This window comes from Rhodoferax sp. U2-2l, assembly GCF_020594515.1.
Taxonomy (GTDB): domain Bacteria; phylum Pseudomonadota; class Gammaproteobacteria; order Burkholderiales; family Burkholderiaceae_C; genus Rhodoferax.
Genome location: NZ_JAJCTH010000005.1, coordinates 61251 through 82039 on the forward strand (window position 1 = coordinate 61251; position 20789 = coordinate 82039).

Consider the following 20789-nt stretch of genomic DNA (forward strand, 5'->3'; position numbering starts at 1 on the left):
TAAAATCGGCCCAAACCTTGAGCCCATCCCCGCCTGGTTTTGTGGTGGGCGTTGCGCTGCCAATGGCCATTCACCAAAGACCAACAGCCATTGGTTCAAGGTCAATCAACAGCGCTAACCCAATGATCACACCTTGACGCTGTCTTTGTTCTCCTGCTCGGCCACACCGGCCGACGCAAAACTCGCCATCTCGCGCAACATGGTGCAAGCCGACTGCAGCAGCGGCCAGGCCAGCGCACCGCCCGAGCCTTCACCCAGACGCAGACCCAAGTCCAGCAAGGCTTGTACACCCAAGTGCTGCAGCATGAACTCATGGCCGCGCTCACCGGAGCGGTGGGCAAACACACAACGCTGCAACACCAGCGGCTGCAAGGCATGGGCCACCAGGATCGAACTGGTGGCAATGAATCCGTCCACCACCACCACCCGGCGCTCATGCGCGGCCTGCATCACCGCACCCACCATGGTGGCAATCTCCAGCCCGCCAATAGTGGCCAGCACCTCCAGCGGTTCGGTCACACCCGCATGGCGGGTCAACACCTCACGCAGCACCGCCGCCTTGCGTTGCACGGCTGGCGCGTCCAGGCCGGTGCCAGCGCCGGTGCAGACATCGATGTCCAACCCGGTCAAGCGGGCCAGCAACAGCGACGCGGCCGAGGTGTTGCCAATGCCCATTTCACCGAGCAACAACGCGTTTCCGGGCAGGCTTTTGACGATGTCCATGCCGTTTTGCAGCGCCTCTTTGCACTGGGCGATGGTCATGGCGGGTTGCACCGAGGCATCCGCAGTGCCACCTTCGGCACCCGTCACCTTACGCACCATCAAGCCCGGGCGTTGTGCGCCGGATGGCAAACCGGCCAGAAAGTCGTGGTCCACACCGCAGTCGACCACGTTGAGCGCGATGCCGTTTTGTTTGGAGAACACACTGACGGCTGCGCCACCAGCGAGGAAGTTCTCGACCATCTGCCAGCTCACCTCTTTGGGGAAGGCCGACACACCGCGTGCCACCAGACCATGGTCGGCGGCAAACACCACCATCTGGGCCTGGTCCAGCACCGGGTTGTCCGTGCCCAGGATCTGGCCGATCTTGAGCGCCAGGTCTTCGATGCGGCCCAAAGAGCCCAGTGGCTTGGTTTTGTTGTTGATTTTGGCCTGCAGTGTGGTGGTCAGAGCAGGCGAAGAGATGTCCGTCAGGACGGGAAGAGTGGTATTCAAAGCAGTCCCCTGTGCGTGAATGGTGGAGGCGCTGCCCGGCCTTGCAGCACCCATAACAACATCAGGCCGGTCTTCTGGCTTGGCGTCATCTGCCCCGTCACACCTTCCCGGCCTGGCAGCCAGTGGCTATTTGTGAAGGGCATCAGCCTTACAGCGTTGGGCACGCGACGGATTCACACCGTCTTCCCGATTCTCCTGCAGGCCAATAGCCTGCGGGCACCTGAAGCGCAGAATCATAGCAGCCCGCGCAGGCCTGATTTCAGCGCACCAGGCTGTCAAGCACCCCCGGCTCAAAATGGGTGTCGATGAAGTCGGCCATGCGCTCAAACACGGTTTCCAGCGTCGGCACCGGGCCACTCAGACGCGCGCCAAACAACGCCTGTAACGCCGCCGGATGCTCCATCAAGCCGTGCAAATAAATGCCCAACACATTACCCGCCGCGTTTTGCCAGCCCAAGCCATCGGGCAACACCGCATGCGCCACGTCACCGGCCTGCGCCATCGCCGGGTGCTGGCTGGTCTGGCCGTGGTGGATTTCGTAGCCGGACACCGACACACCCGCCAACGCAGCCCAGGGGTTGGCCGCAGCGCCCATTTGCTGGCCCAGCATGTGGGTGGCAAAGGTGCTGTGAGTGTGCTGCACCGTCTTGGCCATGTCGAACTGCGTCACCAGCGGCAACAGGCCCAGGCCGGGCGCATTGCCGTCGACACCGTGGGTGTCAATCAGCGCCTCACCCAGCATTTGCAGCCCCCCACACACACCCAGCACCGCCCCACCCCGCGCGGCATGCTGGGCCACGGCAGCGTCCAGCCCTTGGGAACGTAACCAGGCCAGGTCAGCACTGGTGCTCTTGGACCCTGGCAGCACAATCCAGTCAGACGTGCTCAAGCCCGCCAGTTCGGTCGGTGAACGCACCCACTTCAGACGTAAACCGGGGATGTTTTTCAAAGGCTGGAACTCGTCCAGGTTGCTGATGCGCGGGTAAGCGATCACCGCAACCGTGAGGTTCACCGAACCTTTAGCGACCGAGCGGTCATCAAACACACCGTCTTCCTCGGGCAGGCCATGCTGCCACCACATCGGCAAGGTGGCCACCGTCGGGATGCCGGTCAGGTCTTGCAGCATCTGCGGTGCGGGCGCCAGCAGGCTGGCGTCACCGCGAAACTTGTTCAGCACAAAGCCTTTGATCAGCGCACGCTCTTCCTCAGGCAGCAGCGCCCAAGTGCCGTACAGGTGCGCAAACGCGCCGCCCCGGTCGATGTCGGTGACAAGCAGGCAGGCAGCCTGGCAGTGCAGCGCCACGCGCATGTTGACGATGTCGCTGCTCGACAAATTGATCTCGGCGGGCGAGCCCGCGCCCTCGATCACCACCACATCGTTCTCGGCACGCAGGGCGTCCAGCGCAGCGGCAATCTGCGGCCAGACCCTGAGGCTGCGCCCGCGCCACGGCAGGGCGGTCAGTTCAGCGCTGACCTGCCCCATCAGCACCACCTGGCTGTGGGTGTCGGCCTCGGGCTTGAGCAGCAACGGGTTCATGCGCACATCGGGCACGGCTTTAGCGGCCAGCGCCTGGAAGTATTGCGCGCTGCCAATCTCGCCCTGGCCATTTTCTGAAGCAACCACCCGCGCGTTGTTGCTCATGTTTTGCGCTTTAAAGGCTGCGACTTTCAAGCCCTGGCGTGCGTAATGGCGACACAGCGCGGTGGCGAGCCAGCTTTTGCCGGCGCCGCTGGTGGTGCCGAGCACCATGATGCATGTGGCGGTCATGTCGATGTTTCCAAAAGGTTGTGACGCACGGCTGCGTCTTGAAGTGCCGCCGCCAGCGCATCCTGCGCCTGCGGCGCGAGCACCCCGAGGCGCCACCAGCCGGGCAGGCCGAACGAGGTGGCATCGCGCAGTTTGATGCCGTGGGTCTGGCGCAAGGTGGCCAGGTTCAAGGGTTGCGGCGGCCGGGCACAAAAATAGTTGGCTTCGCTGGGCGCGACTTGCCAGCCAGCTTGGGTCAGCAGCTCGGTCTGGCGCAGCTTCCAGGAGCGCAGCGTCTGCAGACTGTTGGCCAGCCAGTCCTGCACTGTTGGCGACACCCAGGCTTGCAACATCGCCACGCCATGTGCGCCCACGGGCCAGGACGGCGCCATCAGGTTCAGACGCTCCAAGTCAGGCCGTTCCTGAACCCCATCCTGCGCTGAGCCAAGGTCAGGCGCTATCACATACGCAGCACGAACACCCGTCAAACCCAACGCCTTGTTGGGGGTGAACAGCTGCCATACCCGGTCAAGTTGTGCGGCGGTCAGCGATGCGGCACCGCTCAGACGCAGCGGGGCGTAGGCGCGGTCCAGCACGGTGAACCGGGCCGCTGCCAGCTGCCAGCCAGCGTGGGCCTGGCCCAGCGGGCTGGACGGCTCACACGCCCAGCACAAGGCGTCGGCCGGGTCGTCGCTGCGCTGCAAAGCCCAGGCCTGCGCGGCGCGCGCGTAATCACCGTAATGGTGGTCGGGCAAATGCACCGCGCGCACGCCTTGTTGATGCGCCCACGCGGTGAACCGGAAGATGAATTCACTGGCGCTGCCAGCCACCAGCAGACGCTCGGGGGCCACGCCGTGAAAGGCCGCCAGCTTCTGGCGCAGGGTCGTGTAAGCCGGGTCGGGGTAACGCGTGGCATCTGCTGCCTGTACGGCCGCCAAGGCCTGCGGGCAGGGACCACAGGCGTTGCTGTTGGTCGAAAAGTCAAAGCGCGGCGCGCCCAAGGCGTCCACACCGCCATGGACCCAGGCGCCAGCAAGCGTGGCAAGTATCGGGGGTGAGGTGTTCACGGCGTCAACCACGCTTTCAAAACCAGCCCAACAAGCGCCAGGGGTACCAGGGCCAGAAGCGCTCTGGATGCACAAACAATCGCCTGCTGCGTGCGCGCCGCCAGCGGCTCGCCACCAGCCGGGTTGAGCACATACACGCCCGGTTTGCCGAGCCGGATGCCCAGTGCCAGCGCCATCGCCGCCATCGGCCAGCCGCTGTTGGGCGACGGGGTTTTGATGGCCTCGCGACGCAAGTCAGCCATCTTGATCCCGCCGATCAACACCAGCAGCAGCCCGGTCAGGCGCGCGGGCAGCCAGTTCAGCACGTCGTCCACCCGCGCCGCCCACTTGCCGGCCCACTCCCAGTTCTGGCCTTTGTAGACACCTTTGTAGCCCCACATGGCGTCAGCCGTGTTGGCAAAGCGGTAAGCCACCGCGCCGGGCAGGCCCAGCAGTACGAACCAGAAAATGGGCGCCACCACCGAGTCGTTGAGGTTTTCTGCCAGCGATTCGATGGCGCTTTCACGCACCTGGGCTTCGCTCAAGGTGGCGGTGTCGCGGCTCACCAGCCAGCCCAGCCGTTCGCGGCCCGCGGACAGCGACTGCTGCAAGGCCGCTTCGACCGCCTGCACTTCAGACTGGAGCATGGCCCAGGCCAACATGGGTTTGAGCAGCAAGGCCAGCAGCACGGCCGTCAGGCCGGTGGCCAACCCGTCAGCAGCCTCGCCACCAGCGATGCCTGGCCCACCCATCACACCCGCCGCCGCCCACTGCCCCGCCAACCCAAGACCTTGCTCCAACCACCAGGCGACAACGGTAAACAGCGTAACCCCCCCAACCCAGTAGAGAACGCCGAACGCAAACGATCTGTAATCTGCCGCCCCTACCGCGTCGGCCAGCGGCCCGGCAGACGGCTGCCACCGTGGCGCAGAGGTCGCAGCCCGTACCCCACGCTGCAGCCGCTGGCCCGCCCAGCCCAGGTAGTTGCCCATCCACACCACCGGGTGCAGCCGCACCGGCGGCTCGCCCCAGAGGCGGTCGATGAGCAGGGCCAGCAGCAGGGCTGCCATGGCAACCGACAGGCTCATGCCCCTGCCCCTTCACCCTGTTGCGCAGGCCACCCCGGCAACGTGGCCGTGGCCTCCACGGTGGTTGAGAAAAATGACCTGCTCACGCATCACCCCTGGCTTGCGGCACCGGCTCAGGCCGCAGACGGCGCACGCGCCACCGGCTCGCCCGGCTGCAGGCCCAATTTGGTCAGCAGCGCCAGATCGTCACTGCCCTCGGGGTTGTCTGTGGTCAGCAGTTTCTCGCCATAAAAAATGGAATTCGCGCCGGCCACAAAGCACAGCGCCTGCACCGCGTCACTCATGTCATGGCGGCCTGCCGACAGGCGGACACGCGCCATGGGCATGGTGATGCGGGCCACAGCAATCACGCGCACAAACTCCAGCGGGTCCAGGTCGGGCTGATGGGCCAGCGGCGTGCCGGCCACTTTGACCAGATGGTTGATGGGCACCGACTCGGGGTACGGGTTCAGGTTGGCCAGCTCGGCAATCAGTCCGGCGCGCTGCAGGCGCGTTTCACCCAAACCGACGATGCCCCCGCAGCACACCGACACCCCGGCCCGGCGCACCCGCGCCAGCGTGTCCAGCCGGTCCTGGTAATCACGGGTGGTGATGATGTCGCCATACAGATCAGGCGCGCTGTCGAGGTTGTGGTTGTAATAGTCCAGCCCGGCATCGCGCAGAACGTCGACCTGGCCCTCTGCCAACATGCCCAGGGTGGCGCAGGCTTGCAGCCCGGCGGCCTTGACCTCCCTGACCATCTCGGCGACCACCTCGATATCGCGGTCTTTGGGCGCTCGCCAGGCTGCACCCATGCAAAAACGGGTCGCCCCGGCGGCCTTGGCCGCAAGCGCTGCCGTCCGCACCGCATCCACCGCCATGAGCTTGCTGGCTGGCACGCCAGCGTCGGCATGCACCGATTGCGGGCAATAGCTGCAATCTTCGGGGCAACCGCCGGTTTTCACCGACAGCAGCGTTGCCAGTTCAACCAGATGCGGGTCAAAGTGGGCGCGGTGAACCGTCTGCGCCTGGTAGATCAGGTCCGGAAAAGGCAACGCCAGCAAAGCCAGCACCTCGTCCACCGACCACACGGGTTGACCCGAGGCGGGCCGCGCAGGATGCTCATCCAGGCAGGCGTGAAATTGCAGTGGGTGCTCGTGGGCAAGCGCATCGGGACGATGAGACATGGTGGTGGTTTCCAAAAATAGTTAAATAAAGCCGTGGTGTGGGGTGCGCGCCGTCACTTCTGAGAGCGCCTGGCGCCGCCAGCCACGCCGGGTGCTGGTGGCGCAGGGGGTTCAGGGTGGGGTGGTCGAGGTTCACGCCAAAATTCCGATCAACGGTCAGGTCAGGTCAACTCAACTCATCCCCGGCCTGTGCGGGGCCATCCGGCACCAAGGCCAGAAACTTTTCAAAATCTTCCCGCTTGCCCAAGGCGGCTTCGCGGCGCTGAAAGTCCAGCGTCTGAAATGACGCCATCTTCTCTGACGCGGCGCTGGCAATGAACTGGTTGACGGAGATGCCGTCCTTGCGCGCGAGTTGCTTGATGCTCTCGTGCACCGAGTTGGGCAAACGTATCGTGATGGCAGTCATGTGCGTTTCTCCGTCAAAATTTGCAGAAATTGCGCCGGCGTCACCGCGATGACACCGACAGCCATTCCAGTTCAACACCCGACCCGACCCATCAATCCTCAATCCCCCGCTGCGCTGGCACCCCCGCTTTGAAGGCGTGTTTGATCAGCGTCATCTCGGTCACGGTGTCGGCCAGCGCGATGATCTCGGGCGGGCAGCGGCGCCCGGTCAGCACCACATGGACATGGCTGGGGCGGGTTTTGAGCGTTTCCAAAACATCGTCCAGCGGCAACCAGCCGTAGATCAGCGGGTAGGTGATTTCGTCCAGCGTCACCATGAAATAGTCACCGCTGAGGATGGCGGCTTTGGCCTTGAGCCAGCCGTCACGCGCCAATTGGGCGGAATGTTCCAGGTCCTGGCTTTTCCAGCTGAAGCCGTCGCCCAGGCCTTCAATCGGAATACCGAACTGCTCAAACATGCGGTGTTCCCCAAAACGCGCCGTGGGCACTTTCATGAACTGGAAAATTTTGACCACCTTGCCGCGCCCATGCGCGCGCAGGGCCAGGCCAAAGGCGGCGGTGCTTTTGCCTTTGCCGTCGCCGGTGTTGGCGATGACCAGGCCGCGGCGTTCGCCCTCCGGTTTGTCGTAGGGTTTTTCAGAGGGAGGGGTTTCGGTTTGCATGTGACTCGATGTGGATCAGGTGAAATTGAGTTCCCAATTGGGGTCAGATCCCCATTAATTGGGCAGTGCCACCCACTGGTTGGCCAGCGGGTGAATGCTGAGGCGGTGGTCAAACACGGCTTCCAGCGCGCGGTGGGTGTCGGGGTTGGCGCACGCGCCCTGGTGGGTGACGCGCCCGGCGGCCATGATGACCATCTCATCGGCGTGCAGCGCCATGCTGATTTCATGCAACACGCTGACGACCGTGACGCCCGTTTCCAGCAGGCAGCGCACCACGCCCAACCAGTCGGCCTGGTGCGGCGGGTCCAGGTTGGCCAGCGGCTCGTCCATCAGCAGCACCTGCGCCTGCACCGCCAGGGCGCGGGCCAGCAATACCCGCTGGCGTTCGCCGCCTGAGAGCTGGCCCAGGCTGCGCTGCCGCCAGTCCCAGGCTTGGGTGGCTTTGAGGGCAATTTCTGCCGCTGCAAAGTCTTTCGGGCTGGGCGGCGCCAGCCAGGCCTGGTGCGGCAGGCGGCCCAGCAGGGCCACGTCCCACACCGTCAAGTCATCCCCCGAGGATTCGTTTTGCCCCAGCCAGGCGAGCTGCCGGGCGCGGGTGCGGTGCGGCAAACTGTGCAGGTCGTGGCCCAGCAAAGTCACTGTGCCGGCGTGTGGCAGCAGGCCCGCCAGCACTTTCAGCAACGTGGATTTGCCAGCGCCGTTGGGGCCAACGATGCTGGTCCAGCGACCCTGCGGCAAGCCCAAGGTGATGTCATGCAGGATCTCGGTATGTCCGATGCTGGCCTTGATGCCGCTTGCCTGGAGCGCGATGGAAGGTGCAGCAGGTGTCACTGACCACCTCCGGCAAAACCACGGCTGTTGCGCCGCATCAGCCACAGCAGGTAGCCGCCACCTAGCACCGCGGTGAGCACACCCACCGGCAACTCCTGCGGCGCAATCAACCAGCGCGCCAGCGTGTCGGCGGCCATCAGCAAGGCGCCGCCCATCAGGCTGGCCAGCAGCATCAGGCGGCCATGGGTGGTTTTGATGACCGAGCGCACCAGGTGCGGCGCCGCCAGGCCCACAAAAGCGATCAGCCCGGTTTGCGCCACGGCCGTGCCGGTGGCCAGCGCCAACACACCCACCAGCGCGATGCGCAAGCTACCCAGCGGCAAGCCCAGGCTGTGCGCGGTGGCTTCGCCCAGGCTCAGGCCATCGAGCACGCGGCCCAGCAAACCACCGGCTGACACACACAACACCCACACACCGGCCATCAGCGCACAAGCGGTCCAGCCGACAAACGCGGTGGAGCCCAGCATGAAGGCCTGCATGGCCTGTAACGAGTCCGGCGAAAACAGCAGCACCAGTTGCGTGGCCGCACCCAGCACCACGCCCACCACCACACCCGCCAGCAACAGCCGCAGCGTGTGATGCACCCCTTTGGAGAGCGCCAGCGTCAACAGCACCGCGAGCACCGCGCCGACAAACGCCGCCCCCGTGAGCCCCAGGCGCACCAGCACGCTGCCTGAGAACACGCTCAGGGGTACGCCGCCATTCATCATGTTGCCGCCCAGCATGCCCGCGCCGCCACCCAGCACCGCCAGCACCAGCGCCACCCCCAGCGAGGCGCCGGACGCGCTGCCCAGCAGGTACGGATCGGCCAGCGGATTGCGAAACAAGCCCTGCGCCACGGCACCCGCCAGGCCCAGCAAGGCGCCCGCCGTCCAGGCGCCCAGGGTGCGTGGCAGGCGGATCTCGCCCACAATTTGCTGCGCCATGGCGGTGGCGGCCGGGTCAAGCTCAGGGTGCAGCAGCGGGCCAATCAGGTTCTCAAAACCGGTGCTGCCCACACACACACCCAAAGCGGTGAGTGCCAGACTCAGCAGAACCAGCGACCACACCAGAAACGGCATGCGGTGCCGTGTCAAGGTTTGGCCCCGGCCAGCGCTTTAGGCGCCTTGTCTGTCAGGCACTGCGCCATCAGCCGCGCACCCTCGGCCATGCGCGGGCCCGGGCGCACCAGCGTGTTGGCGTCTTCGGTGGCGAAGATGCAGACGCGGTTTTCGCGCACCGCGCGGATGCTTTGCCAGCCCGGGCGCTGACCCAAGCCACCCGCGTTGCGCTCACCCACCATGATCAGGTCCGGGTTGGCGCGCACGATGAATTCGGGATTGAGTTTGGGAAACGGCCCGAGCTTGGCTGGCACGATATTTTTGACACCCAGCCGCGTCAGGGTTTCACCAATAAACGACGACTCACCCGCCGCGTAAGGCCCCTGATTCACCTCAAAGTAGACCCGCGTGGCGTTGAGGCCCGGCGGGATGGACTGGGCTGCTGCCGACACACCCGCGTCAATGGCGCGCCAAATCTTGGCGGAATCGGGCACGGCCAGCACCTCGCCAATTTTGAGCATCACGCGCTGCACATCGGCATGGGTTTTGGGCTCCAAAGACACCACCTTCAGACCGAGCGAGCGCAGCCGGTCACTGGCGCGCGAGGACACGGCCATCAGCACCACATCGGGCCGCAGGGCGACGATGGCCTCGATGTTGGGGTCTAGCCCGCCGCCCATTTGCGGCAGTTTTTGCAGACTGGCCGGGTAGTTGGAATAACGGTCCACCCCCACCAGCCGGTTGCAGGCACCCAGTTCACACACGGTTTCGGCCAGGGACGGCAGCAGGCTGATCACGCGCTGCGGCGGCTGGTTAAAACTGACCGTGACGCCGCGGTCATCAGTCACCTCGTAGGCCTGGGCGCTGGCGGCCATGCCCAGCAACACGGCGCAAAACAGTTTTTTCACGGTGTCTCTTTCAAAGTCAGCGGCAGCCCGGCGGCCATCAGGGTCACCCGCTGGCAGACACCGGCCACGTTTTGGTTCAGCAAGCCCAGCGCATCCACAAACGCGCGCACCTCGCGGCCCATCGGAATCACACCCAGACCAATCTCGTTGCCGACCAGCACCAGCGGGCCGGGGGCTTGGCGAATGGCTTCCAAAAGCTGGGTTATTCGCCCTTGATGCGTCTGTGCCAGCGCCTGATGGTTTGCAAACTCCGGGGCCTTGCCCGGCGCGGCGCTATCAGGCATGGAATCGGTGGCCAACGGTGCCTCAGCAGGCATCAGCGCGTTGGTGAGCCACAGCGTCAGGCAGTCGACCACGATCAAGGTGTCCGGCTGGCTGTGGGTTTGGATGGCCTCAGCCAGCCGCAAAGCTTCTTCCACCGTGCGCATGCCCGGCACGCGCTGCGCGCGGTCGGCCTGGTGGCGGGCGATGCGCTGCACCATCTCGGCATCCCACGCCTGCGCGGTGGCGATCATCACGGCACGGTGCTTGGCCGACTGCGCCAGCCAGTCGCGCGCCAACAGCTCGGCGCGACGGCTTTTGCCGCTTTTCTGGCCGCCCAGAATGAGTTCACTGCGCGCCGGTACGGTGGCCATGCCCTTCACGACAAGCCCTTGGGGATCAGGCGCAAGATGGCCTGCGCGGCGCCCGGGATGACCGCCATCTTCTGTCACATTAGCCATGAACACGACTCCAATCCATGATGATGCGGTGCAGTTGCGCCAGCCCGTCGGTCAGAGCGGCCGGACCGGGTTGCAGGATGTCGCAGGACTTGATCTCAAACAATTGCCCGGTTTTCACCGCCGCCACCTCGCCCCAGCCCACACGTGCCGCCACGTTCTCGGGGCGAAACTTCTTGCCACACCAGGAGCCGATGATGATGTCCGGATTGCGTCGCACGATCTCGGCAGCATCGGCAATGATGCGGTGTTTGCCCATGGCTTGCCGCGCCAGCTCCGGAAAAATATCGTCGCCCCCAGCGATGCCCATCAGCTCCGACACCCACTGGATGGCGCTGATGGGTGGCTCGTCCCACTCTTCAAAATACACTTTGGGTCGGCGGGGCAAATCAGCTACCAGCCCTTGTATCGCCTGCATATTCTGCTGCATTTTTTGTATCAGGACCCGACCCTGGTCACCCTGCCCGACCAGCGCCGCCACCTGAAACAACATGTCAAAAATCTGGGCCACACTGCGCTGGTTGAACACCGTCACCGGCACGCCGGCACGGATCAGGCTGCTGGCGATGTCGGCCTGCATGTCGGAAAAACCCAGCACACAGTCGGGCTGCAGGGCCAGAATTTTGTCGAGCTTGGCGCTGGTAAAGGCACTCACCCGGGGCTTTTCATGCCGCGCCCGCGCGGGCCGCACGGTGTAGCCGGAAATACCCACAATGCGGTGCTCCTGCCCCAGCAGATACAGCCACTCGGTGGTTTCTTCGGTCAGGCAGACGATGCGCTGCGGGCCGGTGGGTGGCAGCGACCAGACCGGGAGGGATGCCAGCGCGCTGTTCACGTCACAGGCAGGCATCTTTACAGCATCAGGCATCAACGTGCCGCCAGCAGCCGACGCGTCGACTTGGGTCATAAGGCCTTTCCGGATGCCGCCACCGGGCTGGGTGGCGAAAACAATTCCGCCGTCGCGTCAGGGCAGGACGCAAACCAGGCGTGGAAATAACTGGCCCGCACGCTGCCCCGTTGCCACAGCGCCTCGCCCGCGTCGGGCAACGGGTCGCTGTCCGGCCGGGCGGTTCGGGCCACCGGCTGCATCGCCGTCTCGGTGGTCGAGTAATGAAAGGTGTGGCCGCGCAGCGTGCCGCTGGTCAGTGGCAACTGCTGCGGACCGAGTGCCGCCAGGCGCTTGTGCATGGTGACGGTGCCAGGCAACAGGCCCCACTGATTGAAGCGTTCACCGTCAGAGGTAACCAGCGTGTCAAACAGCGCCATCATGCCACCGCATTCGGCCCACACCGGCTTGCCCGCGGCAATAAACGCAACCAGGCTTTCGCGCAGCGCGGTGTTGGCGGCAATCGTCTGCGCGTGCAACTCCGGATAACCACCGGGAAGCCACAAGGCGTCACACGCAGGCACGGCAACGTCAGCCAACGGCGAGAAAAACACCAGTTCAACCCCCAGATCGCGCAGGCAATCCAGATTGGCCGCATAGATAAAGCAAAAGGCTGCGTCGCGGGCGACAGCAATGGTTTTCCCGCACAGCGTAGGAAGGTTGGGTGGCAGCGTGTTCTGCGTAGGTAAAGGAGGAGCCCGCAACGCGGGCGGGGGACACGAAGCAGACCACGCTGCCATCCAGCCTTCCGGACCAACAGAGGGCGCAACAAAATTCACCACCCAACGCTGCAAATCCGAGAGCGTCATCCGTCCCAGTGGTGTGGCCTCCAAGGCATCTGCCGCTGCATCCAGCCGCGCCAGTGCGTCCCCCACCTCACTGGCCACCGTCAGGCCCAAGTGACGCTCGGGCAGCGACAAAGCGGCGTTGCGCATCACCGCGCCCAGCCACTGCTCGGGATCCCGCACGCTGCTCTGCAACATCAGCGCATGGCGCTCACTGGCCACGCGGTTGGCCAGCACCCCGGCCCAGGGCAGATTGGGGCGGTAGTTTTGCAGACCAAAGGCCAGCGCGCCAAAGGTGCCCGCCATCGAGCCCGCGTCAATCACCGCCAGCACCGGCAGGCCAAAACGCTGCGCCAGATCCGCCGCGCTGGGGTCGCCGTCAAACAGCCCCATCACCCCTTCGACGATGATCAAATCCGCCTCAGCGGCGGCAGCGGCCAGCCGCGCGCGGCAATCCGCCTCGCCGTTGATCCACAGGTCCAACTGGTACACCGGCGCCCCGCTGGCCAACGCGTGCCAGTACGGGTCCAGAAAATCCGGCCCGCACTTGAACACCCGCACTTTTCTGCCTTGGCGCGAATGCAAGCGCGCCAAAGCAGACACCACGGTGGTTTTGCCCTGGCCGGAAGCGGGGGCGGCGACGAGGATGGCGGGGCAGGTGGTCATGATTTCAACGCGATCAAGATAGGCTTACATCGCCCAGGACAGGGACACAAACACGTTGCGCCCCGGCATGGAATAGCCGTTCGACAGCACATAGGTGGTGTCGGTCAGGTTGTTGATGCGTGCCAGCAGACTCACATCCTTGTTGATTCTCCAGTCTGCACCGACATTGAGCAGGCCGTAACCGGCCAGCACATCGCGGGGGGCTCCGTAAACAAGGGCGTTGTCTTCACGGTCACTTGAGAGTTTGAGTTCGCCAAACAAATTGACTTGCCCAAAACGTTGTGTGACATTCAAATTGAGTACGTTTTGCGCAACGCGGACAAGGCGCAAATCGTCGTCTAAGGTACTGGGGTCCGCGTAGTCGTAACTAGCGCTGTAGCTGGTGTCGCCCCGGCGATCTTGAATACTCAAGGTAAACCCGCGTAGAACTGCCTTCTTGTTTTGAGTGTTCGTTGCTGTATCAATAAACCAATCTATGTCGTTTTGGTAAACCACCGCGCTCGCAGAAATCGACTCTTGCTGATACTTGAAGCCAAATTCCCGAGAAAAGTTTTTTTGCGGAACGTGCGTCGCTACACCGTAATAGGGGTAATACAACTGGTTCAAAGTGGGCGCCTGAAAACTGGTGCCCACACTCGCCACAGCCCGCCAGTTCGTGGTTAACTTGTATCCACCCGAAAGCGCCCAGTTGTCGAAGCCGCCAAACTGTGAATTGTCGTCGTGCCGCACAACGGCCAGAGCGTTCCAGTTGGGTTTGTTCAGCGCATAAGACACCATGGCACTATTGATGTCACGCTTTTTGACTGTGTAGTTGGTAGAACTGTCAACCTCTTCCGATCGGGTTTCGAGCAAAACCGTCAATACGTCGGTGCCCAAACTGATGTCGTTCTGCCAGGTGGCCTGCGTGCGGTGTGTATTGAATTTGCTGCTGCCGTTCAGCGCACCATCGCCGTAGCGGTAATAGTCGCTCACTGATTTATCGTCGTTTTCAGCCAGCGTGAGGCTTGATTTCCAGTTGATTGACCACTGTGCATCCCACTTCAGACTGACCGCGTTCAATACGGGCCGTGCCCAAGCATCGGTTGTCAACTTCGTCAAGCTTAATGGATTGGGGTATGCCGTACCATCAAATTGATAGTCCATCTCGCTTCGCATCAAGCCCAAGGTGAGCGCATGCTGTTTAGACAACTGGGCGGTCAATTTGGCATCCACACTGGCGACCTCAAAACTGTCTGCATCCGGGTTGAAACTGTTCGCCACCGGGTTATAGGTCACGCTGATACCCGACGCTTTTTCCCTGGAAACACCCAGGCTGTAGCCAATCGCCCCCGAGCGCCCACGAATCGACGCCCCTGCCTGACGCTGGCCGTCCGAGCCCGCACCCACATTAGCCGCCAAGTGCAAACCATCTTCTGGCTCACGGGTAAAAATCTGAATGACACCACCCACAGCGTCCGGGCCATACAAGGCCGAAGCTGCGCCCCGCAAAATCTCAATACGCTCGATGCGGTCCAGCGGCATGTTCTCAAAAGAAGCTGTACCCAAGGTGGCCGAGCCAACGCGCACCCCGTCAATCAGCACAATGGCCTGGGAGGATGTAGCACCTCGCAAAAATATTCCAGTCGAAGACCGGTAACCGCCATTGCTCGAGAGCTGTACGCCCGGTTGAAATGCCAATACATCTTTCAAACTGCCTTGCCCAGCCTGATCCAGCACCGTGCGATCAATCACCGACACATCCGCAATCACGTCAGTCACAGGAATCGCTACCCGCGTCGCCGTCACCACCACCTCCCCCAGCGTCCCTGCCGACTGGTCTTGCGCCATCGCGGGGAAAGCTGCCAAAACAGCCAAAGCGGACGCACACAGGCGCACGGGTGCGCGGTGGCACACAGAAAAAACAAAAGAAGTCATTGTTGAAAAGAACCAATTAAGTGCCCTCACCGTCGTCCCCGACAGTGCCTGAGCGTCACGGTTGCACGCTTTCTCAAGCGCACAGCCACCGTGTTGGCCGGTATCCGGGCTGGTGGAATCAACCGTCATCGCCTTCCCAGATGCGTGTCAAAACATCCAGTGGCCTCAATGACAGCGGGACCCGTCGGGGTTCGTCCACTTACCGTTGCGGGGGCAGCGCAGGTTAGGTTGGGCGGTTGGCCGCACCCTCCTGCTTCCCGTTGAACTGCCGTGTGTGAACCACACTGCGAGCACCAACGCGGCGGATTCTAACGTGCCGCCCGGCTATCATCGCCGCCTTCAGGTGCCCGCAGCCGCCAGGTTTCGGGAGAATCGGGAAGGCGGTGCAAGTCCGCCACGTGCCCAACGCTGTAAGGAAGATGAACCACGTTTTATGCCACTGGCGCAAGCTGGGAAGGTGCCTGGTTCAAGTGAATCCAAGTCAGAAGACCGGCCTGAAACATCACCAACTGCACGGCCAGGCAGTTCACTTTGTTTCCATTTGACAGGGGAATGTCATGAAATCAACACCGACGCCAGCCGCCCGGGATCCACACGCCTTCACCGACGAGGCACGCGACGCGGTCTACCAAGCCATCTTTTCACGCCGCGATGTACGCGGCCAGTTTTTACCCAAGCCGGTGCCCGACGAGGTGCTGAGCCGGGTGCTCACCGCAGCGCACCACGCACCGTCGGTGGGTTTCATGCAACCGTGGAATTTTCTGGTGGTCAAGTCTGACGCGGTCAAACAGCGGGTGCGCGATGCCTTTGCGGTGGCCCATGCGCAGGCGGCACAGATGTTTGAGGGCGATCAACGTGCCACCTACCAGACGCTCAAACTCGAAGGCATTGTGGAGTCGCCCATCGGCATCTGCATCACCTGCGACCGCACCCGCAGCGGCCCGGTGGTGATCGGGCGCACCCACATGCCCACCATGGACCTCTACAGCAGCGTGTGTGCGGTGCAAAACCTGTGGCTGGCAGCGCGCACTGAGGGGCTGGGCGTGGGTTGGGTCAGCATCTTCCACGAGGCCGCGCTGCAAGACGCATTGGGCATCCCGGCGCACATCACGCCGATCGCCTACCTGTGCGTGGGCTATGTGAGCCACTTCAAGGACAAGCCGGAGCTGGAAACCGCCGGCTGGTTGCCGCGCCTGCCGATCCAGGACTTGCTCTACTTTGACACCTGGGGCCAGCATGACAACGCACAGCCGCTGATCGCACAGCTGCAGCACCACGCAGCGGCGGCGCGGGATTGCAGCGCCAGCGCCACACTGCCAGCCACCTGCGACCTCGCCGGTTGACATCCAAGCAGTTCAAGGCCGCCAAACCCTACAATGCCCGACTATGCCGGACCCGTCCCAAATCGACCAAATCACCGAACGTGTTGAACGTCTCCTGGTGCGTTATGAAGAACTCATGCGCACCAACACCCTGCTCAACCAGCAAATTGACACCCTCACGCAGGAGCGCGATTCGCTCAAGTCGCGCCTGGGCGCGGCGCGCGCGCGTGTTGATGCGCTGCTGGAGCGCCTGCCCGGCGAGCCCGGCACCAGCACGGTCAAACCGGCTTTCAAGACGGCGGCATCAAGGGGTGAGGCATGAAGCAGCTTGAAGTGCAGATCATGGGCCAGAGCTACCTGCTGGGCTGCCCGGACGGTGGTGACGCGCGGCTGCTGGACGCGGTGGAGCGGGTCGACACCGCCATGTGCAAAATTCGTGACGGCGGCAAGGTGCGCGCCCGTGACCGCATCGCGGTGCTGGCGGCGCTGAACCTGGCGTTTGACCTGGCCGATCAGGGCGCACGCCCCGCACCGGCCAGCGCTGCACCGGCGCCTGCACCCAGCGCGCCACACGAGTCGTCTGAAAAATTGGGCGCCCTGCTGGCCCGTCTGGACGACGCCCTGAACCGGGACGACCGGCTGCTTTAGCCGTCAGTGCACGGCCCCGGTGGCGGGCGGCAACTGGTCGGGCTGGCGAAAGATCAGCGCCGCGTCCACCGCGTCAAAGCGGTATTGCTGGCCACAAAAATCACAACCTACCTCAATGTCCGGGCGTTCCTGCAAGATGCTTTCAGCTTCTTGCGCGCCCAGGCTCAGCAGCATGCGGCTGACACGTTCGCGGCTGCAGGTGCATGCAAAGTGCGGGCCCTGCTCACCTTGCAGAGGATCGAACCGCACCACGCTTTCGTCCCAGAACAAGCGATGCAGGATGGTGCTGGCATCCAGCGTCAGCAGTTCCTCGCGCTTGAGGGTGGCGGCCAGCAGGGCGATGCGTTTGTAGTCTTCGTTGAGCCCGATGTCATCTTCATGGGCCCGGGGCGCGCTGCCCGCCAGATTGCCAACGCCTTGCATCGGCAAGCGCTGGATCAGCAAACCGGCGGCCACCTGGTCGTCGGCGGCCAGCACCAGCGTGGTATCGAGCTGCTCACTTTGCAGCATGTAGTGCTGCAGCACGTCGCTGAACTTTTCCAGCTTCTCGTGGTTGTCGCCAAACAGCGGCACCACGCCCTGGTAGGGCTGCTGGCCGGGTTGGCGGTTTTGCGGGTCCAGGGTGATGGCGCAACGGCCCACGTTGTCCACATTCACCATCTGGCTCAGGCTGGCGGCCTCATCGAGCGTGCCATTCAGGGTGGCGGTGGCGCGCAGGCCAAAGTCAGGCTGCACCTCCACCACCGCCAGTTTGACCGGGCCATCACCAAAAATCTGCAGCACCAACGCCCCGTCAAACTTGATGTTGGACTGCATCAGCACCGCCGCGGCGGTCATTTCACCCAACAGGTTCTGCAACGGCACCGGGTAGGCTCCGTGGGTGGTGTTGTTGGCACGGCGGCTGAGAATTTCGCGCCAGGCATCGGTCAGGCGCACCAGCACACCGCGCACCGGCAGGCCTTCGAATAAAAATTTGTGGATTTCAGACAAGTCGGGTTCTCCGTTGTTCAGGCAATTTTGTGCAGCGTGGCTTTGAAGCGCTGCGCGTTGGCCACATAGTGATCGGCGCTTTGGCGCAGGCCTTGTAATTGTTCGGGCGTAAGGCTGCGCACCACCTTGGCCGGGCTGCCAATGATCATCGACCCATCGGGGAATTCTTTGCCCTCGGTCACCAGCGCACCGGCGCCCACCAGGCAGCCTTTGCCAATCTTGGCGCCGTTGAGCACCACCGCACCAATGCCGATCAGGCTGTCATCACCCACCGTGCAGCCGTGCAACATGGCTTTGTGACCCACGGTGACACCGGTGCCAATGGTCAGGGGCAGGCCCACATCGGCGTGCAGCACACTCAAGTCCTGGATGTTGGTGCGCGCACCGATGCGAATGGGGGCCGTGTCGCCCCGCGCCACCACGCCAAACCACAGACTGGCCTGCTCGCCCAGCACCACATCACCCATCAACTGCGCGCTGTCGGCCACCCAGGCTGAGTCAGCCACCGTGGGGAACAGGCCATCCACTTCGTATATCGCCATGAGGTTCTTTCGTTGCCAAGTTACCTAGAATTGTAGGATTGAGCCGCCCACCATGACCTTGCCCCCCCCTGAAACACCCATGCCGGCCTTGGCTGATGCGACGCGGTCCGTTGGCAGCCCAGCAGCCAAGTCGCTGCGCCAGGAGGCCTTGCGCCTGCTTTTGCTGCCCGACACGCACCACAAAGCCAGCGCCGTCAGGGCGCTGGATGCCGCCCGATGTGCGGTGGATGCGCCAGCCTGCCTGACCCAGCCAGAGGGTGTGCCGGGCCGGCCAGAGCTACCCCAACTAGTGCAGCCCGGCGCCTTGAAACACCGCGCGGTCGGTACCGCTGAGGGCCACGCCAGCCTGATCCATGCGTTGACCCACATCGAGGCCAACGCCATCAACCTGGCGCTGGACATCGTCTGGCGCTTTGCCGATATGCCGCAGGCGTTTTACCGCGACTGGTGGCAAGTGGCGGTGGAGGAAGCGCTGCATTTCGAGCTGCTGCAGGCGCATCTGCAGTCCCTCGGCTTTGCCTATGGCGACTTTCCGGCCCACGACGGGCTGTGGGAGATGGCCGAGCGTACCCGGCACGACCTGCTGGCCCGCCTGGCGCTGGTGCCGCGCACGCTGGAGGCACGCGGGCTGGACGCCACCCCGGCCATCCGCACCAAGCTGGTATCCATTGGCGACAAATCCGGCGCAGCCATCCTCGACATCATCCTGCGCGACGAGATTGGCCATGTCGCCACCGGCAACCGCTGGTATGCCAGCCTGTGCCAACAGCGTGGCCTGGATCCGGTGTCCACCTACGCTGAACTGGCGCACCAACACGCCGCGCCGGTGCCCAAAGGCCCCTTCAACCTGAGCGCCCGTCGCGCCGCCGGTTTCAGCGATACCGAGCTGGCCGCGCTGTGTGGTACACCTCAGGCGGCCTGAGCGCATCCATTTTTTGAAGGCTTTATGTCAAACCCCCTCGCCAGACCTGATCTCAACACCCCCTCATCGAGCGCCACCATGGCCATTGCCCGACAACCCATTCTGGATGCCAAGCGCGTTGTTTACGGCTACGAACTGTTTGACCGTTCGCTGGACAACCCGAACTACACGGCGGCCAGCGACGCCGCGCTGCTGTTCAACCTGCTGTCCAACGCCGACAGCGAGATGCGCAACACCAGCAAATCCATCTTTATCAACTGCACCCACCAGACGCTGTCGGGCGGCCATCTGGAACTGATCGAGCCTGACCGGGTGGTGCTGGAAGTGCCGCCCATGCCGGCCGATCAGTCCGACCCTGAGGACATCGAGACCTTCATCCAGACCATGATTGGCCTGCACAAGCGCGGCTTCAGGCTGGCTTTTGACCACTCGGTGATGGAACCCGCCTACGCCAACTGGCTGGTGCTGGCCTCGTTTGTCAAGGTGGATGTGTCCCTGGTGCCCATGAGTCGGCTGGTGACCATCGCCAGAGACCTGGCCAAACAACCTGCCATTCAACTGGTGGTCGAAAAGATCGAGACCCAGCAGCAGTTCGACGAAGCCCTGAAGGCCGGCGCCAAGCTGTTTCAAGGTTACTGGTTTGCGCGCCCGGTGCTGGTCAAGGGCCAGACCATCCGCCCGGCCCAGGCGGCTGTCATTCAACTGATCAACCTCGTGCGCAAGCAGGCCAGCACGACCGAGATCGAAGAAGTCTTCAAACACGACCCGACGCTGTCGTTCAACCTGTTGCGGTTCATCAATTCGGCGGGGTTTGGCCTGAGCTGCGAGGTCACCTCGTTTCGTCACGCGGTGATGTTGCTGGGCTTGAAAAAGCTGTTTCGCTGGGCGGCGCTGCTGATGACCACCTCGGGTGCCGCCGGTGTCTCGCCCGCCGTCGGCCATGCCGCCGTGGTGCGCGGGCGGCTCATGGAGCTGCTGGCGGCCGAGTTGCTGTCCACCGACGAATGCGACAACGCGTTTGTGGTGGGCATCTTCTCGCTGCTCGACACCATGCTGGGCATGCCCTTGAAAGACGCGCTGGAGGCCATCTCGCTGCCGCAGTCCGTCACCGACGCCTTGCTGCACAACAAGGGCATCCTGGCACCGTTTCTGCAACTCACCCTGGCCTGCGAGAACGCCGACGACAAGCTATTTGCCGACAACGCCAACGCGCTGCAGCTCACCGGGGATCAGGTCAACATGGCCCATTTGCAAGCCCTGTTCTGGGCCGAAAACATCACCAGCTGA

Annotated in this window: 21 protein-coding genes and 3 riboswitches; of the genes, 5 read left to right on the top strand and 16 right to left on the bottom strand. The window is 63.5% G+C overall.

Annotated elements, in window-relative coordinates:
* Positions 1 to 126: 126 nt before the first annotated feature.
* The 14 genes from cobT to LHU53_RS06215 form a co-directional block, all read right to left on the bottom strand.
* Entirely contained in the window at positions 127 to 1215 is a 1089-nt protein-coding gene (cobT, locus tag LHU53_RS06150) for a nicotinate-nucleotide--dimethylbenzimidazole phosphoribosyltransferase (protein ID WP_227331344.1), read from the bottom strand.
* Between the two features lie 46 nt (positions 1216 to 1261).
* Positions 1262 to 1454: riboswitch (cobalamin riboswitch) on the bottom strand.
* 20 nt (positions 1455 to 1474) lie between these two features.
* Positions 1475 to 2983 (bottom strand): cobyric acid synthase, encoded by a 1509-nt coding sequence (locus LHU53_RS06155; protein WP_227331345.1) that lies wholly within the window; start codon positions 2981 to 2983, stop codon positions 1475 to 1477.
* Positions 2980 to 4029 carry an aminotransferase class I/II-fold pyridoxal phosphate-dependent enzyme gene (locus tag LHU53_RS06160; RefSeq protein WP_227331346.1) on the bottom strand — a complete coding sequence of 350 codons (1050 nt, stop codon included), beginning with the start codon at positions 4027 to 4029 and terminating at the stop codon, positions 2980 to 2982. The genes LHU53_RS06155 and LHU53_RS06160 overlap by 4 nt, the downstream gene beginning before the upstream one ends.
* Positions 4026 to 5096 (bottom strand): adenosylcobinamide-phosphate synthase CbiB, encoded by a 1071-nt coding sequence (gene cbiB / locus LHU53_RS06165; protein ID WP_227331347.1) that lies wholly within the window; start codon positions 5094 to 5096, stop codon positions 4026 to 4028. Before cbiB ends, LHU53_RS06160 begins: the two co-directional genes overlap by 4 nt.
* A 113-nt stretch (positions 5097 to 5209) precedes the next feature.
* Complete coding sequence (bioB, locus tag LHU53_RS06170) at positions 5210 to 6262, bottom strand: biotin synthase BioB (protein WP_227331348.1); 1053 nt, start codon at positions 6260 to 6262, stop codon at positions 5210 to 5212.
* A gap of 166 nt (positions 6263 to 6428) precedes the next feature.
* Positions 6429 to 6668, bottom strand: coding sequence for a toxin-antitoxin system HicB family antitoxin (locus LHU53_RS06175; protein ID WP_227331349.1), 240 nt, complete (start codon positions 6666 to 6668; stop codon positions 6429 to 6431).
* A 91-nt stretch (positions 6669 to 6759) separates the two neighbouring features.
* Positions 6760 to 7329: a cob(I)yrinic acid a,c-diamide adenosyltransferase gene (cobO, locus tag LHU53_RS06180; RefSeq protein ID WP_227331350.1), complete on the bottom strand. Its 570-nt coding sequence runs from the start codon at positions 7327 to 7329 to the stop codon at positions 6760 to 6762.
* Between the two features lie 54 nt (positions 7330 to 7383).
* Positions 7384 to 8160, bottom strand: coding sequence for an ABC transporter ATP-binding protein (locus tag LHU53_RS06185; protein WP_227331351.1), 777 nt, complete (start codon positions 8158 to 8160; stop codon positions 7384 to 7386).
* Complete coding sequence (locus tag LHU53_RS06190) at positions 8157 to 9221, bottom strand: iron ABC transporter permease (RefSeq protein ID WP_227331352.1); 1065 nt, start codon at positions 9219 to 9221, stop codon at positions 8157 to 8159. The genes LHU53_RS06185 and LHU53_RS06190 overlap by 4 nt, the downstream gene beginning before the upstream one ends.
* Positions 9222 to 9232: 11 nt before the next feature.
* Positions 9233 to 10075 carry an ABC transporter substrate-binding protein gene (locus tag LHU53_RS06195; RefSeq protein WP_227331654.1) on the bottom strand — a complete coding sequence of 281 codons (843 nt, stop codon included), beginning with the start codon at positions 10073 to 10075 and terminating at the stop codon, positions 9233 to 9235.
* A 29-nt stretch (positions 10076 to 10104) separates the two neighbouring features.
* Positions 10105 to 10743, bottom strand: a complete 639-nt coding sequence (locus LHU53_RS06200; RefSeq protein ID WP_227331353.1) for a bifunctional adenosylcobinamide kinase/adenosylcobinamide-phosphate guanylyltransferase — start codon at positions 10741 to 10743, stop codon at positions 10105 to 10107.
* Positions 10744 to 10822: 79 nt separating this feature from the next.
* Complete coding sequence (locus LHU53_RS06205) at positions 10823 to 11734, bottom strand: cobalamin-binding protein (RefSeq protein WP_227331354.1); 912 nt, start codon at positions 11732 to 11734, stop codon at positions 10823 to 10825.
* Positions 11731 to 13164: a cobyrinate a,c-diamide synthase gene (locus tag LHU53_RS06210; protein WP_227331355.1), complete on the bottom strand. Its 1434-nt coding sequence runs from the start codon at positions 13162 to 13164 to the stop codon at positions 11731 to 11733. The genes LHU53_RS06205 and LHU53_RS06210 overlap by 4 nt, the downstream gene beginning before the upstream one ends.
* A 24-nt stretch (positions 13165 to 13188) precedes the next feature.
* Positions 13189 to 15078, bottom strand: coding sequence for a TonB-dependent receptor domain-containing protein (locus LHU53_RS06215; RefSeq protein ID WP_227331356.1), 1890 nt, complete (start codon positions 15076 to 15078; stop codon positions 13189 to 13191).
* 77 nt (positions 15079 to 15155) lie between these two features.
* Positions 15156 to 15391: riboswitch (cobalamin riboswitch) on the bottom strand.
* An 11-nt stretch (positions 15392 to 15402) separates the two neighbouring features.
* Positions 15403 to 15591, top strand: a riboswitch (cobalamin riboswitch).
* A gap of 44 nt (positions 15592 to 15635) precedes the next feature.
* Between LHU53_RS06215 and bluB the strand changes: the two genes are divergently transcribed.
* From bluB to LHU53_RS06230, 3 genes are read left to right on the top strand one after another with little or no spacing between them, the layout of a single operon-like run.
* On the top strand, positions 15636 to 16421 hold the full coding sequence (gene bluB / locus LHU53_RS06220; RefSeq protein ID WP_227331357.1) for a 5,6-dimethylbenzimidazole synthase: 786 nt from the start codon (positions 15636 to 15638) through the stop codon (positions 16419 to 16421).
* A 43-nt stretch (positions 16422 to 16464) separates the two neighbouring features.
* Complete coding sequence (locus tag LHU53_RS06225; protein ID WP_227331358.1) at positions 16465 to 16722, top strand: DUF904 domain-containing protein; 258 nt, start codon at positions 16465 to 16467, stop codon at positions 16720 to 16722.
* Complete coding sequence (locus LHU53_RS06230; protein ID WP_227331359.1) at positions 16719 to 17048, top strand: cell division protein ZapA; 330 nt, start codon at positions 16719 to 16721, stop codon at positions 17046 to 17048. The genes LHU53_RS06225 and LHU53_RS06230 overlap by 4 nt, the downstream gene beginning before the upstream one ends.
* Positions 17049 to 17051: 3 nt before the next feature.
* Here the strand turns inward: LHU53_RS06230 and LHU53_RS06235 are convergent, their stop codons facing one another.
* Both LHU53_RS06235 and LHU53_RS06240 read right to left on the bottom strand, forming a co-directional pair.
* The gene (locus LHU53_RS06235; protein ID WP_227331360.1) at positions 17052 to 18038 is read right to left on the bottom strand and encodes an Hsp33 family molecular chaperone HslO; all 987 of its coding nucleotides are present in this window, start codon (positions 18036 to 18038) and stop codon (positions 17052 to 17054) included.
* 17 nt (positions 18039 to 18055) lie between these two features.
* Positions 18056 to 18580: a gamma carbonic anhydrase family protein gene (locus tag LHU53_RS06240; RefSeq protein ID WP_227331361.1), complete on the bottom strand. Its 525-nt coding sequence runs from the start codon at positions 18578 to 18580 to the stop codon at positions 18056 to 18058.
* A 79-nt stretch (positions 18581 to 18659) separates the two neighbouring features.
* Between LHU53_RS06240 and LHU53_RS06245 the strand changes: the two genes are divergently transcribed.
* Positions 18660 to 19502, top strand: a complete 843-nt coding sequence (locus LHU53_RS06245) for a ferritin-like domain-containing protein (RefSeq protein ID WP_227331656.1) — start codon at positions 18660 to 18662, stop codon at positions 19500 to 19502.
* Positions 19503 to 19526: 24 nt separating this feature from the next.
* Complete coding sequence (locus LHU53_RS06250; protein ID WP_227331362.1) at positions 19527 to 20789, top strand: EAL and HDOD domain-containing protein; 1263 nt, start codon at positions 19527 to 19529, stop codon at positions 20787 to 20789.